The organism is Escherichia sp. KTE172, assembly GCF_000408845.1.
Lineage (GTDB): Bacteria > Pseudomonadota > Gammaproteobacteria > Enterobacterales > Enterobacteriaceae > Escherichia > Escherichia coli.
The window spans coordinates 4,530,330-4,545,609 of sequence record NZ_KE137316.1 but is presented as its reverse complement, the minus strand read 5'-3'; the positions used below and the strand labels follow the sequence as shown (position 1 = coordinate 4,545,609).

Below are 15,280 nucleotides of genomic sequence, written 5' to 3'. Positions count from 1 at the left end.
AATTGCCTTACAGAAGAATATCCCTGACAATGGTGTTTTAACTTACATTTAACAATGTTATGAAACACCCTTTAGAAACCTTGACCACCGCAGCAGGCATTTTGCTGATGGCTTTCCTCTCTTGCCTGCTGCTTCCCGCCCCCGCATTGGGGCTGACGCTGGCACAAAAACTGGTGACCACGTTCCATCTGATGGATCTTAGCCAGCTTTACACTTTATTGTTTTGTCTGTGGTTTTTAGTGCTGGGCGCTATTGAGTATTTTGTTCTGCGCTTTATCTGGCGACGCTGGTTCTCGCTGGCGGATTAAACGTCGATTATCGCCGAACTTCGCGGCATACTTTGCTTATTCTCCTTCGCCTAAAGGAACGTTTATGGATAAGCAATCACCGCACGAAACGACGAAACGCCTGGCCCTTGAGTTACCCTTTGTCGAGCTTTGCTGGCCTTTTGGCCCGGAGTTCGATGTTTTTAAAATTGGCGGCAAGATTTTTATGCTGTCGTCGGAGCTGCGCGGCGTCCCCTTTATCAATCTGAAGTCCGATCCACAAAAATCCCTGCTAAATCAGCAAATATACCCAAGCATCAAGCCAGGGTATCACATGAATAAAAAGCACTGGATTTCGGTGTATCCCGGCGAGGAAATCTCCGAAGCGTTACTTCGCGATCTGATCAACGATTCGTGGAATCTGGTGGTTGATGGTCTGGCTAAACGCGATCAAAAACGACTGCGTCCTTACTCAACCGTAAATCAATAGCGCATTTTTCTCGCTTACCATTTCATCTCGATCCTTGTAATCTGCTGGCACGCAAAATTACTTTCACATGGAGTCTTTATGGATATCATTTCTGTCGCCTTAAAGCGTCATTCCACTAAGGCATTTGATGCCAGCAAAAAACTAACCCCGGAACAGGCCGAGCAGATCAAAACTCTCCTGCAATACAGCCCATCCAGCACCAACTCCCAGCCGTGGCATTTTATTGTTGCCAGCACGGAAGAAGGTAAAGCGCGTGTTGCCAAATCCGCTGCCGGTAATTACGTGTTCAACGAGCGTAAAATGCTTGATGCCTCGCACGTTGTGGTGTTCTGTGCAAAAACCGCGATGGACGATGCCTGGCTGAAGCTGGTTGTTGACCAGGAAGATGCCGATGGCCGCTTTGCCACGCCGGAAGCGAAAGCCGCGAACGATAAAGGTCGCAAGTTCTTCGCCGATATGCACCGTAAAGATCTGCATGATGATGCAGAGTGGATGGCAAAACAGGTTTATCTCAACGTCGGCAACTTCCTGCTCGGCGTGGCGGCGCTGGGTCTGGACGCGGTACCCATCGAAGGTTTTGACGCCGCAATCCTCGATGCAGAATTTGGTCTGAAAGAGAAAGGCTACACCAGTCTGGTAGTTGTTCCGGTGGGTCATCACAGCGTTGAAGATTTTAACGCTACGCTGCCGAAATCTCGTCTGCCGCAAAACATCACCTTAACCGAAGTGTAATTCTCTCTTGCCGGGCATCTGCCCGGCTATTTCCCCTCAGATTCTCCTGATTTGCATAACCCTGTTTCAGCCGTCATCATAGGCTGCTGTTGTATAAAGGAGACGTTATGCAGGATTTAATATCCCAGGTTGAAGATTTAGCGGGTATTGAGATCGATCACACCACCTCAATGGTGATGATTTTCGGTATTATTTTTCTGACCGCCGTCGTGGTGCATATTATTTTGCATTGGGTGGTACTGCGGACCTTCGAAAAACGCGCCATTGCCAGTTCACGGCTTTGGTTGCAAATCATTACCCAGAATAAACTCTTCCACCGTTTAGCTTTTACCCTGCAGGGGATTATCGTCAATATTCAGGCGGTATTCTGGCTGCAAAAAGGCACCGAAGCGGCAGATATTCTGACTACCTGCGCGCAGTTGTGGATCATGATGTATGCGCTGCTTTCAGTCTTCTCGTTGCTGGATGTTATTTTGAATCTGGCGCAGAAATTCCCGGCGGCATCTCAGTTACCGCTGAAAGGGATATTTCAGGGGATTAAACTGATCGGCGCGATTCTGGTCGGCATTTTGATGATCTCGCTGCTGATTGGTCAGTCGCCAGCGATTCTGATCAGCGGTCTTGGTGCAATGGCTGCCGTGCTAATGTTGGTATTTAAAGATCCGATTCTTGGTCTGGTGGCAGGTATTCAGCTTTCCGCGAACGATATGCTGAAACTGGGCGACTGGCTGGAGATGCCGAAATACGGCGCGGATGGCGCGGTGATCGATATTGGGTTAACCACCGTCAAAGTACGTAACTGGGACAATACCATTACCACTATTCCCACCTGGTCTCTGGTTTCTGACTCCTTTAAAAACTGGAGCGGGATGTCAGCATCTGGCGGGCGACGTATTAAGCGCAGTATCAGTATTGATGTCACCAGTATTCGTTTTCTTGATGAAGACGAAATGCAACGTCTGAATAAAGCGCATTTGTTAAAGCCTTATTTAACCAGCCGCCATCAGGAAATTAATGAGTGGAATCGCCAGCAAGGTTCTACGGAGTCGGTATTAAACCTGCGCCGAATGACCAATATTGGAACCTTTCGTGCCTATCTGAACGAATATCTGCGGAATCATCCGCGGATTCGCAAAGATATGACCTTAATGGTGCGCCAACTGGCTCCTGGTGATAACGGTTTACCGCTCGAGATCTATGCGTTTACCAACACCGTGGTGTGGCTGGAATATGAAAGCATTCAGGCTGATATATTCGATCACATATTTGCGATTGTCGAAGAGTTTGGTCTGCGACTTCATCAGTCGCCAACCGGCAATGATATTCGCTCTCTGGCGGGTGCATTTAAGCAGTAATTAAATAAATATCCTCCGGCATAGCCGGAGGTTTTTCAAATGCGCCTATAAGGCTCTCTTACCAGCCGCGCCCTAACAGGCGCACACGATCTGACATTTGCATCCAACTTCGTTACTTACGGCCCGTAAACGGGCTGCCCGGATAGGGAATCGATAACTGCTCTCCCATTTTATCCTCTTCAAGCTGGTGCTTTATGTAATCCTGTATCTTCGCCGTGTTCTTACCCACCGTATCGACGTAGTACCCTCTGCACCAGAACTCCCTGTTCCTGTATTTGAATTTCAAATCACCAAACTGCTCGTAAAGCATCAGACTGCTTTTCCCTTTCAGATATCCCATAAAGCCGGATACGCTCATTTTGGGCGGGATCTCCACAAGCATATGGATATGATCTGCACAGCATTCAGCTTCCAGAATCCGTACACTTTTCCACTCACACAGCTTTCTCAAAATACTGCCTATTGCTCTACGCTTCTCTCTGTAGAACACCTGTCTTCGGTATTTTGGCGCAAATACTATGTGATATTTACAGTTCCATCGGGTGTGCGCTAAGCTCTTTTCGTTCCCCATTGGGACCCCCTTTTGATTTCTTGTTTGACACTTGCAGTTGCCAGACCGCAAGGTGTTTTAACAAATCAAAAGGGGTTTTAATAACTGGCTTAAAGCTGAAAGCTTTCCGGAACCCCCAGCCTAGCTGGGGGTTTTCTGTGCACAAAAAACCGCTCTCATCGAATGGATGAGAGCGGACATCGTTTTGTCGGATGTAGCGTGAATGCCTTATTTCCGACGCAGCGTTTTAAATGCCACAAACAGGAATACAATCCACACCGGCAGCAGGATCGCTGACAAGCGCATATCATCCATCGTGCACATCAGCAGCAAAATCATGCCGAGGAAGGCAATACAAAGATAGTTGCCGAACGGATAAAGCAGCGCCTTAAACTGTGTTTCACGTCCCTGACGTCGCATCGCCGCGCGAAAACGCAGATGCGCCAGGCAGATCATAATCCAGTTCAACAGCAGCGTTGCTACCACCAGCGCCATCAGCAGACCAAACGCTTTTTGCGGCAGCAGATAGTTGATTAACACCACCAGCGAAGTGATCGCTCCGGAAAGCATCAGCGAGTTAATCGGCACGCCGCGACGGCTGACGCGAGTCAAAAACTTCGGCGCATTACCCTGCACAGAAAGGCCAAACAGCATGCGGCTGTTAGAGTAAACCCCGCTGTTATACACTGACAGCGATGCTACCAGAATGACGAAGTTCAGCGCAGAAGCTACCACGTTGCTGTCGAGATTATGGAAAATCATCACAAACGGGCTACTGTTGGATTTCACTTCCACCCACGGATAGAGTGCCAGTAAAACTACCAGTGAACCGATATAAAACAGCAGGATGCGATACACTACCTGATTTACCGCTTTCGGAATGCTTTTTTCCGGATCGCGCGCTTCAGCGGCAGTAATCCCAATCAGCTCCAGACCGCCGAAGGAGAACATAATCACCGCCAGCGACAAAATCAGCCCATTCCAGCCGGTGGCAAAGAAACCACCGTAGCGCCAGAGGTTGTCGATACTGGCTTTCTCGCCGCCGTGACCAGAAAACAGCAGCCACAGGCCAAAGCCGATCATACCGATGATTGCCAGCACTTTAATCAGCGCAAACCAGAACTCGGTTTCGCCATATAAGCGCACGTTCACCAGGTTAACGGCGTTGATGATAATAAAGAAGGCGGCAGCCCAAATCCACGTTGGAACATCCGGGAACCAGTACTGCATATAGATGCCCGCAGCGGTCAGCTCTGCCATTCCCACCAGCACGAACATTACCCAGTAGTTCCAGCCAGAGAGGAAGCCCGCAAACGGTCCCCAGTATTTATAGGCAAAGTGGGCAAATGAACCGGATACCGGCTCCTCAACCACCATTTCGCCAAGCTGGCGCATAATCAGGAAAGCGATGATCCCGGCGACGCCGTAGCCCAGCAATACAGCCGGACCCGCCATCTGAATCGCCGGGCCAATGCCTAGAAACAGACCAGTACCAATTGCGCCACCCAGCGCAATCAGTTGAATATGACGGTTATGTAATCCGCGATGAAGCGTCGGCTCTTGATTCGACGCAGTATCTTCCGATACGGTTGACGCGTTTTTCACGCCTTTCCCCTGTGTGTCTTTTTTGTTGAGGGGCACCTTTTAACATTTAGTGCCCATCGTCGCAAGACACAATCCACACGGTTAAACCGGGTATCCTGCTTTTATTTCCGTACCCGATGTCGGTGCAGCCACATCAGCTTATACGCCGCCGGGATAATAAACAGCGATAGCAAAGGCGCGGTGATCATGCCGCCAATCATCGGCGCGGCAATCCGGCTCATCACCTCTGAACCTGCTCCCGTTCCCCACAGAATCGGCAGCAGACCAGCGATAATCACCGCCACCGTCATCGCTTTCGGGCGCACGCGCAGGACAGCGCCGTGATACAACGCCTCATCCAGCTTCTGCTCGCTGAATGTTTGCGGATTATTCAACGACGGCTCGGCCTCTATGGCATGACGTAAATACATCAGCATCACCACGCCAAATTCGGCGGCAACCCCGGCAAGGGCAATAAAACCGGTGCCCGTCGCCACGGAAAGATGAAAGCCCATCCACCACAGCAACCAGATGCCGCCCACCAGCGCAAACGGTACGCTGCTGATAATCAGCAACGCTTCGCCCACCCGACGGAACGCCAGATACAACAGCACGAAGATGATCATCAACGTCATCGGCACCATCAGTTTCAGCTTATGGTTGGCGCGCTCCAGTAGCTCGAACTGCCCGGAGAATGCCACGCTGGTGCCCGGTTTTAACTGCACTTTTTCAGCTATCGCTTTTTGCAGATCGTGAACCACCGACACCATGTCACGATCGCGGGCATCGATATAAATCCAGCTCGTCGGGCGCGCATTCTCGGTTTTCAGCATCGACGGTCCGGTAGAGACTTTAACGTCAGCCACGTCTGCCAGGGTGATTTGCTGCTTCATCGGCGTCAGAATCGGCAACTGGCGCAGCGCCTGCGGACTATCGCGCCAGCTTTGCGGATAACGCAGATTAATTGGATAACGGGCAATCCCTTCCACCGTTTCGCCAACCATCGCCCCGCCCACCGCAGATGTCACAAACAATTGCACATCCGCCACCGTCATACCGTAACGCGCGGCTTTTTCACGGTTAATCTCAACGTTAATATAGCGCCCACCTTCCAGACGCTCGGCAAGCGCAGAAGCTACGCCTGGCACCGTTCGCGCCACTTCTTCAATTTGCTCCGCCATCGCGTCGATATCCGCCAGCACAGTGCCGGAAACTTTAATGCCGATAGGGCTTTTAATGCCGGTTGAGAGCATATCGATACGGTTACGAATTGGCGGCACCCACAGATTCGCCAGCCCCGGCAGACGCACGGTGTTATCCAGTTCTTCAATGATTTTGTCCATCGTCATGCCTGGCCGCCACTGATCTTGTGGCTTAAGCTGGATGGTCGTTTCTACCATCTCCAGCGGAGCAGAATCGGTGGCGGTTTCCGCTTTCCCGGTTTTGCCAAATACCCGCGCCACTTCAGGTACGCTCATAATCAGCTTGTCGGTTTTTTGCAGCATACTCGCCGCCTCTGCTGCGGAAATCCCCGGCAGCGTCGATGGCATATACAACAAGTCGCCTTCATTGATCTGCGGTAAAAATTCCCCGCCAACTTTATTGAGCGGCCAGAGAACCGTCAGCACCGAAAGCGCTGCCACCAGCAGCGTGGTTTTTGGCCAGTGCAGTACTTTCAGCAACAGCGGATGATAAGCACGAATCAAAAAGCGATTGAGCGGGTTACTGCTTTCTGGCGGAATTTTGCCACGGATCCAGTAACCCATCAGGATAGGGATCACTATGATCGCCAGCAGCGCCGCACCCGCCATCGCATACGTTTTGGTGAACGCCAGCGGGCCAAACAGACGCCCTTCCTGCCCTTCCAGGGTGAAGATCGGGATAAACGACAACGTGATAATCAGCAGACTGATAAACAACGCCGGACCCACTTCAACAGACGCATCGGTGATCACCTGCCAGCGCGTTTTATTATCCAGCGTGGCGTCAGGATGCTGGTGCTGCCACTCTTCCAGCCGTTTATGCGCATTCTCGATCATGACGATAGCGGCATCGACCATCGCCCCGACGGCAATCGCAATGCCGCCCAGCGACATAATATTGGCGTTCAGTCCCTGAAAGTGCATGACAATAAAAGCAATACACAACCCCAGCGGCAACGAAATAATCGCCACCAGCGCCGAGCGCACATGCCAGAGAAACAGCGCACAGACTACCGCCACCACAATAAACTCTTCCAGCAACTTGCCGCTGAGGTTGTCGATGGCGCGGTCAATGAGCTGGCTGCGATCGTATGTTGTAACTATCTCCACGCCTTCCGGCAGACTACTTTTCAGCGTTTCCAGTTTGTCTTTCACGGCGGCGATCACTTCTCGGGCGTTTTTGCCGGAGCGCAGGATCACCACCCCGCCCGCCACTTCGCCTTCGCCGCTCAGTTCGGCAATGCCCCGGCGCATCTCCGGGCCAATCTGGACCTTCGCAACATCGCGCAGATAAACGGGCACGCCATTTTCACTGGCTTTTAAAACGATGTGATTAAAGTCGTCGAGCGTTTGCAGATAGCCGCTGGCGCGCACCATATATTCCGCTTCCGCCAGTTCGATCGACGAACCGCCCGCTTCCTGGTTTGAAGCATCCAGCGCGCTTTTTACTTCGGCGAGACTGATGCCATATTGCGCCAGGCGCTGAGGATCGATAACCACCTGATACTCTTTCACCACACCGCCTACCGACGCCACTTCCGCAACGTCAGGAATGGTTTTCAGCTCATATTTGAGAAACCAGTCCTGCAATGAGCGTAAATCGGCAAGATCGTGCTTACCGCTGCGATCCACCAGTGCATATTCATAGATCCAGCCAACACCCGTGGCATCTGGCCCCAGCTCGGCGCTGACTCCCGCAGGCAGCTTACCCTGTACCTGGTTGAGGTACTCCAGCACCCGCGAGCGCGCCCAGTATGGATCGGTGCCATCTTCGAAAATGACATACACATAAGAGTCGCCAAACTGCGAGAAACCGCGCACAGTCTTCGCGCCAGGCACCGACAACATAGTGGTGGTTAGCGGATAAGTCACCTGATTTTCAACGATTTGCGGTGCCTGACCGGGATAGCTGGTTTTAATAATCACCTGTACATCAGAGAGATCCGGCAGTGCATCCACTGGCGTGTTAATGATGGTCCAGGTGCCCCAGATACTCAGACACAACGCGCCCATCAGCACCAGAAAACGGTTCGCCACCGAGCGACGAATAATCCATTCAATCATTGGCTATTCCCTCAATGCGCATGGGTAGCACTTTCAGAGCGCATCCGCTCCAGTGCGCCAGAAATATTGGCTTCGGAATCAATCAGGAACAGGCCGCTGGAAACCACCTTTTCACCTTCCGCCAGACCAGAGCGTAACGCGGTGACGCCTTGCGATGCCTGGAAAACGGCAACGCGTTTCGGTACAAAGCGTCCGTCGGCATCAACGGTAATCACCCGCTGTTCGTTGCCGGTATCAATCAGCGCCTGTGACGGAATGAGCAGCATCGGTTCGCTGGCGGTGTTGAGTTGCAACCAGGCGTTCATTCCCGGTTTTAGCGCCTCGTCGGCGTTGTCGACTTCCAGACGCAGCTGCAGCGTGCGGGTCGCGGCATCCACGCCGGGTAGCAGGGTCCATTTGCGAATGGTGAGTGTTTTATCAGGTCGCGCCGGAACGGTGAGCGTAAACTGCGAGGCATCTTTCACCAGCCAGGCGATGGACTCCGGGATCGCGGCAGTGATCCACACCGGGTCCATACCCTGAATTTTCGCTACCACATTATCTTTGGCGATATTCATTCCCGCGCGCAGATCAAACGCGGTGATCACGCCATCAATGGGCGCTTTGAGCGTAAAGCGAGTCTGGATTTTTTGCGTGGCGATCAGGCGGCGAATATCCGCCTCCGGCATTCCCGCCAGTCGCAGCCGCTCAAGAATGCCTTCAGTCTGGGTCGCCGTACCGCCGGTTTCGCGCAGCAGTAAATACTCACTCTGCGCTTCCACCCAGTCGGGAATGGTCAGGTCGAGAAGCGGTGTGCCCTTTTGCACTTTATCGCCCACGGTAAGCGGATACACCTTGTCGATAAACCCGGCAGCGCGAGCCTGCACAATGGCATACTGATACTCGTTGTAACTGACATTCGCCGGGAAACTCTGGGCAAAAGTCAGCGGCCCGCGCGTGACGGTAGCCGTTTTCACCCCCAGATTCTGCGTCTGAGTCGGGTCAATGCGCACACCAGACGCAGAACTCTCTTCATCGGCATATTTCGGCACCAGATCCATATCCATAAACGGCGATTTACCTGGTTTATCGAACCGCGTATTGGGATACATCGGGTCGTACCAGAATAAAATTTTACGTTCTGCGGTCGACGTTTTTTCTGCGGGCGGTTCCGCCTTTGCAAACCAGGTAAAACCTGCCGCAGAAATAATACCGCCCGCGATCATGCTGCCGATAATAAGCGCGATTTTTTTCATCTCATTAAACCTGGGTTACTGGCTGACTTTAATATCCTGTAATAAAGAAAGGTTGCCCTGCTGGACAAAATTAAACGCCACTTTGTCGCCGGTTTTAATTTCACTCATTTTCGTCTGCGGGGTGATGGTAAAGCGCATGGTCATCTCCGGCCAGTTCACCGCGGTAATTGGATCGTGGTGGATGGTGATTTTTTTGCTTTCCAGATCAATGGTTTTTACCACACCGGTGGCGCTAATGACCTGTGGTTGTGCCTCGCTCATGGTTTCATGATGATGTTCGTTAGCCTGGGCATTAAAGCCAATAACGGTAAACAGACTGAACATTGCGACTTGCAGTGCTTTTTTCATTTATTCTCTCCTGGAGTTAAAAATTATTGCTGCCAACCGCCGCCTAAGGCGGTATATAAAGAAATTTCATTAACCTGACGGGCATAATTCAGGTCAAGTAAAGTTTGTCGGGTTGCAAATAAAGAACGCTCAGCATCCAGCACTTCCAGATAACTTACCGCGCCGTGCTGATATAATGCCCGCGCCCGTTGCAAAGTAATTTGCAGCGACGCCAGATAACGCTGCTGGGCGCTAATTTGATCGTTCAGGCTTTGACGTAATGCCAGCGCATCTGCCACTTCTTTAAAGGCGTTCTGGATTTTCTGTTCATAATTCACCACCGACTGCTGCTGGCGAATTTCGGCGATATCCAGATTGGCCTGGTTGCGTCCGGCATTAAAAATGGGGATCTCAATTTTGGGAATAAAATTCCACATCCCGCTGCTGGCGTTAAATAATGACGACAGATCGCTGCTGGTGGTCGATATTCCGCTGGTCAGGCTGATAGACGGGAAAAATGCTGCACGTGCAGCACCAATATTGGCATTAGCCGCCATTAACGCGTGTTCAGCTTCCATAATATCCGGGCGCTGCAATAAAATTTGCGACGACAAGCCCGCCGGTAATTTAACGCTTTGCAGGCTGTGGCTGTTTACTGTCTGCGCTTGCGGCAGCTTGCCGTAGCTTCCCAATAACAGTTGCAATGCATTATTCGCCTGCGCCAGTTCCCCCTGACGTTTAGCGATGTCGCTGCGGGTACTTTCAATCACCCCGCGAGCCTGTTCCAGCGCCAGAACATTGCTGCTACCGGTCAACAGTTGTTTTTCGACAAACGCATATGACTGCTGATAATTACGCAGCGTTTCTTCGGCGATTTGCAATTGCGCATACGCCAGCTGCTGATTGAAATAGCTTTGCGCGACATTAGAAACCAGCAGAATATGCACCGCGCGCTGGGCTTCCTCAGTGGCTAAATAATTTTGTCGCTCGGCTTCGCTCATGTTCTTTAAGCGACCGAAAAAATCGAGATCAAAGCTGGCGTTAAGGCCAGTCGAGAACTCCCGCGTCGTGGCTGAATCGCCTTTAAGATTGCCGCTCCAGCTGCCGCTGCCCTCGCCATTGAGCTGTGGGTAGCGGTCGGCATCGGTCAGACGATATTGCGCCCGCGCTTCCTGCACTTTCAGCGTCGCCATGCGCAAATCCCGGTTATTCACCAGCGCCTCGCTAATCAGCGTCTTCACCTGATTATCAACAAAAAAGGTGCGCCAGCCCGCGTTCTGGTAGTTATCTGCTGCGTTAACCAGGCCGTTCTGGTTGAGTGAGAACTGCTGCGGCACGGGCATTGCCGGGCGCTGATAATCCGGTGCCAGTGAACAACCGGTTAGCGCAAGGGCCACACAAAATGGCAGAAGTTTACAAGGAGACATAGGCACATAATTTCTGGTGATTTTATGTCGCCAACTTTACCCGCCAGGCTCTGATTTTCCGGTGACAGGAAAATGACAAAATTGTCATTTTGCCAATAAGCGATTGCCATCTGATCCCGCTACTCTAGAATTGCCCGGGCAACATGCGGAGGAAATATGAAACTGTTGATTGTCGAAGATGAAAAGAAAACCGGAGAATACTTGACCAAAGGGTTAACCGAAGCCGGTTTTGTGGTCGATTTGGCCGACAACGGGCTGAATGGCTACCATCTGGCGATGACCGGTGATTATGACCTGATAATCCTCGATATTATGCTGCCAGACGTGAACGGCTGGGATATCGTGCGTATGTTGCGTTCCGCCAATAAAGGGATGCCGATTCTGTTGCTTACCGCGCTTGGCACCATTGAACATCGCGTCAAGGGGCTGGAGTTGGGGGCAGATGACTACCTGGTGAAGCCATTCGCTTTTGCTGAACTGCTGGCGCGGGTGCGCACATTACTGCGGCGCGGGGCGGCGGTGATTATCGAAAGTCAGTTTCAGGTTGCCGATTTGATGGTCGATCTCGTCAGCCGCAAAGTCACCCGCAGCGGTACGCGCATCACTCTGACCAGTAAAGAGTTTACTCTGCTGGAGTTTTTCCTTCGCCATCAGGGCGAAGTGCTGCCCCGCTCGCTTATCGCCTCGCAGGTGTGGGACATGAATTTCGACAGCGACACTAACGCCATTGATGTGGCGGTGAAGCGGCTGCGTGGCAAAATCGACAACGACTTTGAGCCGAAGCTGATTCAAACCGTGCGCGGCGTGGGTTACATGCTTGAGGTGCCGGATGGTCAGTAAGCCATTTCAGCGCCCGTTTTCGCTGGCAACCCGCCTGACCTTTTTTATCAGCCTCGCCACCATCGCGGCGTTTTTCGCCTTTGCATGGATAATGATCCACTCGGTAAAAGTGCATTTTGCCGAGCAGGATATTAATGATTTAAAAGAAATTAGCGCCACACTTGAACGGGTACTTAATCACCCTGACGAAACGCAAGCCCGACGCTTAATGACGCTGGAAGATATTGTCAGTGGTTATTCCAATGTGTTGATCTCCCTGGCAGATAGCCACGGTAAAACGGTATATCACTCCCCCGGTGCGCCCGATATCCGCGAGTTTGCACGTGATGCCATACCCGATAAAGACGCGCGGGGCGGCGAGGTGTATCTCCTTTCCGGCCCGACAATGATGATGCCGGGCCACGGTCACGGGCATATGGAACACAGCAACTGGCGGATGATTAACTTGCCGGTTGGCCCGTTGGTGGACGGCAAACCGATTTATACGCTCTACATCGCGCTTTCGATCGATTTTCATCTTCATTACATAAATGATTTGATGAATAAACTTATTATGACCGCATCGATCATCAGCATCCTGATCGTCTTTATCGTGCTATTGGCGGTACATAAAGGTCACGCGCCGATCCGCAGCGTCAGCCGTCAAATCCAGAATATCACCTCGAAAGATCTCGACGTTCGCCTTGACCCGCAGACCGTGCCGATTGAGCTGGAACAGCTGGTACTGTCGTTCAACCATATGATCGAGCGTATTGAGGATGTCTTTACTCGCCAGTCCAATTTCTCAGCGGATATCGCTCACGAAATTCGTACACCAATTACGAATCTCATAACGCAAACCGAAATCGCCCTCAGCCAGTCACGCAGCCAGAAGGAGCTGGAAGATGTGCTCTACTCTAATCTCGAAGAGCTGACGCGAATGGCGAAAATGGTCAGCGATATGTTGTTTCTCGCCCAGGCCGATAACAACCAGTTAATCCCCGAAAAGAAAATGCTCAACCTGGCGGATGAAGTCGGCAAAGTGTTCGATTTTTTCGAGGCGTTAGCGGAAGATCGCGGCGTGGAGTTGCGGTTTGTTGGTGACGAGTGTCAGGTTGCGGGCGATCCGCTGATGCTGCGTCGGGCGTTAAACAACCTGCTTTCTAATGCCCTGCGTTATACGCCACCCGGAGAGGCTATTGTAGTACGCTGCCAGGCGGTCGATCATCAGGTGCAAGTTACCGTCGAAAACCCCGGTACGCCCATTGCGCCCGAACACTTACCGCGATTGTTTGACCGTTTCTACCGCGTTGATCCTTCCCGCCAGCGAAAAGGCGAAGGTAGCGGCATTGGGCTGGCGATAGTGAAATCGATTGTTGTCGCGCATAAAGGCACAGTTGCGGTAACGTCAGATGCGCGAGGAACAAGGTTTGTGATTGTGCTGCCGGAGAGGGAGTGATAGGTCATATAACGCAATAGATATTATTTGAATTGAGAATTTGATATTTCGCCGGAAGAAAAAGCGTAAAATCCGTTTCGTGCAGATGGTGAGTTTTATCAGGGTATGGCGGTAGCGTAACTGCCTTTTGATAATATATGTGGTGTGAATATACACCCCAGATAGCTTCACCAGCCAAATATATTTTTGAGATTAAAATATCGTATATTAATCGTATGAGTGAAAATCCTGTTGCTAAATCTGAAAACGTATTATTTTAAAAAAAATCTTATAATTCTCATAGAGACTTTAAAGTGTCAAACAGAGATACTCCATAAGGAAGAAAAATTAATATAAAGAATGCCCCGTAGCAAATATCCAACAAGAAAGTGCTGGGGGGGGAATATACCGAAGGCAAAGCGCCTACAATTTGTCTGGAAGGAAAAGACAATCGTACTGGTTCACATGGTGCATTACACTCAGCTACAGGCACTCTAATAGAAGAAAAGCATTTTGGAAAAGAAATGAGTTATAAAGATGCCAGATGTATGGTAATTGATGAGGTTGCATTAATGTACGGTTGTGATAAATCTTGTTTGAAAGCGCAACTGGATAAAGCTTACCAAGACGCTTATACCTGTGGTGATTTAACTCTGCAAAAATCAATGCAGGTGATGGGGGTGTTATAAACGATGAAGATATTTGAGGTGATAAATGATCATAGATATAGAATCGTATCAGAAATATCTCAAAGGCTTTTATATATATGACTGCACCTATGGTTACGAGCATGGAAAAGTAGGTCTTTCATTGATTGAAGTGGTAGATGAGGAGCATGCCGAATATGAAAACCCTTTTTACCCACCTGAAAAGAGATTAATTTCCATTACGTTTACCCTCTCCAAAAAATATCGCATATATGGTCGTCGCGCAACAGGGATATCTCTGATGACTATATCTTCTGGTTGGCCCCCATCTCAGACCGAATATGTTATGGTCAGTCAGGACCGTGATGTTATGAGTTATAAAGAAGATGTATACAAAGGAGTAGAAGAAAGTATAAATATACTCATACCAGGTTCTATCGATATGTTTTCCGTTATAATAAAAGTAGTACGAATTGAAAACAGTGTTTACGCTATCGGTAGTGGTTTCAGAATATACAAACGTGTTGATCACCAAATTTGGCGGGAACATTCTACATACCTGCCTGTCCCCGATGGATTGTTAGATAGGAAGGTAGAAGCAATAACCAGAAGTCGATTCCGAGATTTATCTGGTTTTTCCGAATCGGATATGTATGCAGTGGGCGGAACGGGAACGGTTTATCACTTTAATGGTGAGCAATGGAAACAACTCCCTTTTCCGACAAATAAACTTCTGTACACAGTTTGCTGTGCCGGTGACGGATTTGTTTATATTGCTGATTTTGACGGTGCTATATGGAAGGGTCGCAATGAGCAATGGACACAAATTACGCATGGTGGAATGACCATGCCTTTCCTCGACATGGGATGGTTTGATGGACGTCTCTGGTGTGCCAGTGATTATGGCATCTGGGTACTGGAAGATGACAAACTGGTGCTTGCCATGCATGCAAAACATAAACCCGTCCCTCCTGAAGTGGCCGTTTTAAGTAAAAGAATTGATGTTTCACCCGATGGGACCGTGATGATGGTTTGTGGTTCCAGAGGAGCTGCTATTTATGATGGTAATGCCTGGAATGTCCTCTTTGATTCAATGGCGTTTGAATAGCCTCCCGGGCCAGCAGTTAATTTAAAGGAAAGTGGG

At 50.4% G+C, this 15,280-nt stretch carries 14 protein-coding genes; 8 read left to right on the top strand and 6 right to left on the bottom strand.

Going from position 1 to position 15,280, the window contains the following annotated elements:
- Window positions 1–59 precede the first annotated feature (59 nt).
- The 4 genes from G434_RS02910 (at window position 60) to ybdG (ending at window position 2,843) form a co-directional block, all read left to right on the top strand.
- On the top strand, window positions 60–308 hold the full coding sequence (locus tag G434_RS02910; protein WP_000682524.1) for a DUF1158 domain-containing protein: 249 nt from the start codon (window positions 60–62) through the stop codon (window positions 306–308).
- Window positions 309–372: 64 nt separating this feature from the next.
- Window positions 373–756 (top strand): MmcQ/YjbR family DNA-binding protein, encoded by a 384-nt coding sequence (locus tag G434_RS02915; RefSeq protein ID WP_000360972.1) that lies wholly within the window; start codon window positions 373–375, stop codon window positions 754–756.
- A 78-nt stretch (window positions 757–834) separates the two neighbouring features.
- On the top strand, window positions 835–1,488 hold the full coding sequence (nfsB, locus tag G434_RS02920; RefSeq protein WP_000351480.1) for an oxygen-insensitive NAD(P)H nitroreductase: 654 nt from the start codon (window positions 835–837) through the stop codon (window positions 1,486–1,488).
- A gap of 107 nt (window positions 1,489–1,595) precedes the next feature.
- Window positions 1,596–2,843, top strand: coding sequence for a mechanosensitive ion channel YbdG (gene ybdG / locus G434_RS02925; protein ID WP_001153148.1), 1,248 nt, complete (start codon window positions 1,596–1,598; stop codon window positions 2,841–2,843).
- A 112-nt stretch (window positions 2,844–2,955) separates the two neighbouring features.
- On the opposite strand, the gene tnpA is transcribed toward ybdG, so the two are convergent.
- From tnpA to cusC, 6 genes are all read right to left on the bottom strand, one after another.
- Window positions 2,956–3,414 carry an IS200/IS605-like element IS200C family transposase gene (gene tnpA / locus G434_RS02930; RefSeq protein WP_000526135.1) on the bottom strand — a complete coding sequence of 153 codons (459 nt, stop codon included), beginning with the start codon at window positions 3,412–3,414 and terminating at the stop codon, window positions 2,956–2,958.
- A 207-nt stretch (window positions 3,415–3,621) separates the two neighbouring features.
- Window positions 3,622–4,998, bottom strand: coding sequence for a phenylalanine transporter (gene pheP, locus G434_RS02935; RefSeq protein WP_000786320.1), 1,377 nt, complete (start codon window positions 4,996–4,998; stop codon window positions 3,622–3,624).
- Between the two features lie 101 nt (window positions 4,999–5,099).
- Window positions 5,100–8,243, bottom strand: coding sequence for a Cu(+)/Ag(+) efflux RND transporter permease subunit CusA (cusA, locus tag G434_RS02940; protein ID WP_000573896.1), 3,144 nt, complete (start codon window positions 8,241–8,243; stop codon window positions 5,100–5,102).
- Window positions 8,244–8,254: 11 nt separating this feature from the next.
- Window positions 8,255–9,478, bottom strand: a complete 1,224-nt coding sequence (gene cusB / locus G434_RS02945) for a Cu(+)/Ag(+) efflux RND transporter periplasmic adaptor subunit CusB (RefSeq protein WP_000717115.1) — start codon at window positions 9,476–9,478, stop codon at window positions 8,255–8,257.
- A gap of 15 nt (window positions 9,479–9,493) precedes the next feature.
- A complete protein-coding gene (gene cusF / locus G434_RS02950) occupies window positions 9,494–9,826 on the bottom strand; it encodes a Cu(+)/Ag(+) efflux RND transporter periplasmic metallochaperone CusF (RefSeq protein ID WP_000709877.1) in 333 nt (110 codons plus the stop codon).
- Window positions 9,827–9,849: 23 nt separating this feature from the next.
- The gene (gene cusC / locus G434_RS02955; RefSeq protein WP_000074191.1) at window positions 9,850–11,232 is read right to left on the bottom strand and encodes a Cu(+)/Ag(+) efflux RND transporter outer membrane channel CusC; all 1,383 of its coding nucleotides are present in this window, start codon (window positions 11,230–11,232) and stop codon (window positions 9,850–9,852) included.
- Between the two features lie 156 nt (window positions 11,233–11,388).
- Between cusC and cusR the strand changes: the two genes are divergently transcribed.
- The 4 genes from cusR (at window position 11,389) to G434_RS02975 (ending at window position 15,244) form a co-directional block, all read left to right on the top strand.
- The gene (gene cusR, locus G434_RS02960; protein WP_000770953.1) at window positions 11,389–12,072 is read left to right on the top strand and encodes a copper response regulator transcription factor CusR; all 684 of its coding nucleotides are present in this window, start codon (window positions 11,389–11,391) and stop codon (window positions 12,070–12,072) included.
- Window positions 12,062–13,510 (top strand): Cu(+)/Ag(+) sensor histidine kinase CusS, encoded by a 1,449-nt coding sequence (gene cusS / locus G434_RS02965; RefSeq protein ID WP_000253810.1) that lies wholly within the window; start codon window positions 12,062–12,064, stop codon window positions 13,508–13,510. The genes cusR and cusS overlap by 11 nt, the downstream gene beginning before the upstream one ends.
- A 368-nt stretch (window positions 13,511–13,878) precedes the next feature.
- Entirely contained in the window at window positions 13,879–14,178 is a 300-nt protein-coding gene (locus G434_RS02970) for an HNH/endonuclease VII fold toxin-2 domain-containing protein (protein WP_001305542.1), read from the top strand.
- 25 nt (window positions 14,179–14,203) lie between these two features.
- Window positions 14,204–15,244 carry a WD40/YVTN/BNR-like repeat-containing protein gene (locus G434_RS02975; protein WP_000582607.1) on the top strand — a complete coding sequence of 347 codons (1,041 nt, stop codon included), beginning with the start codon at window positions 14,204–14,206 and terminating at the stop codon, window positions 15,242–15,244.
- Window positions 15,245–15,280 lie beyond the last annotated feature (36 nt).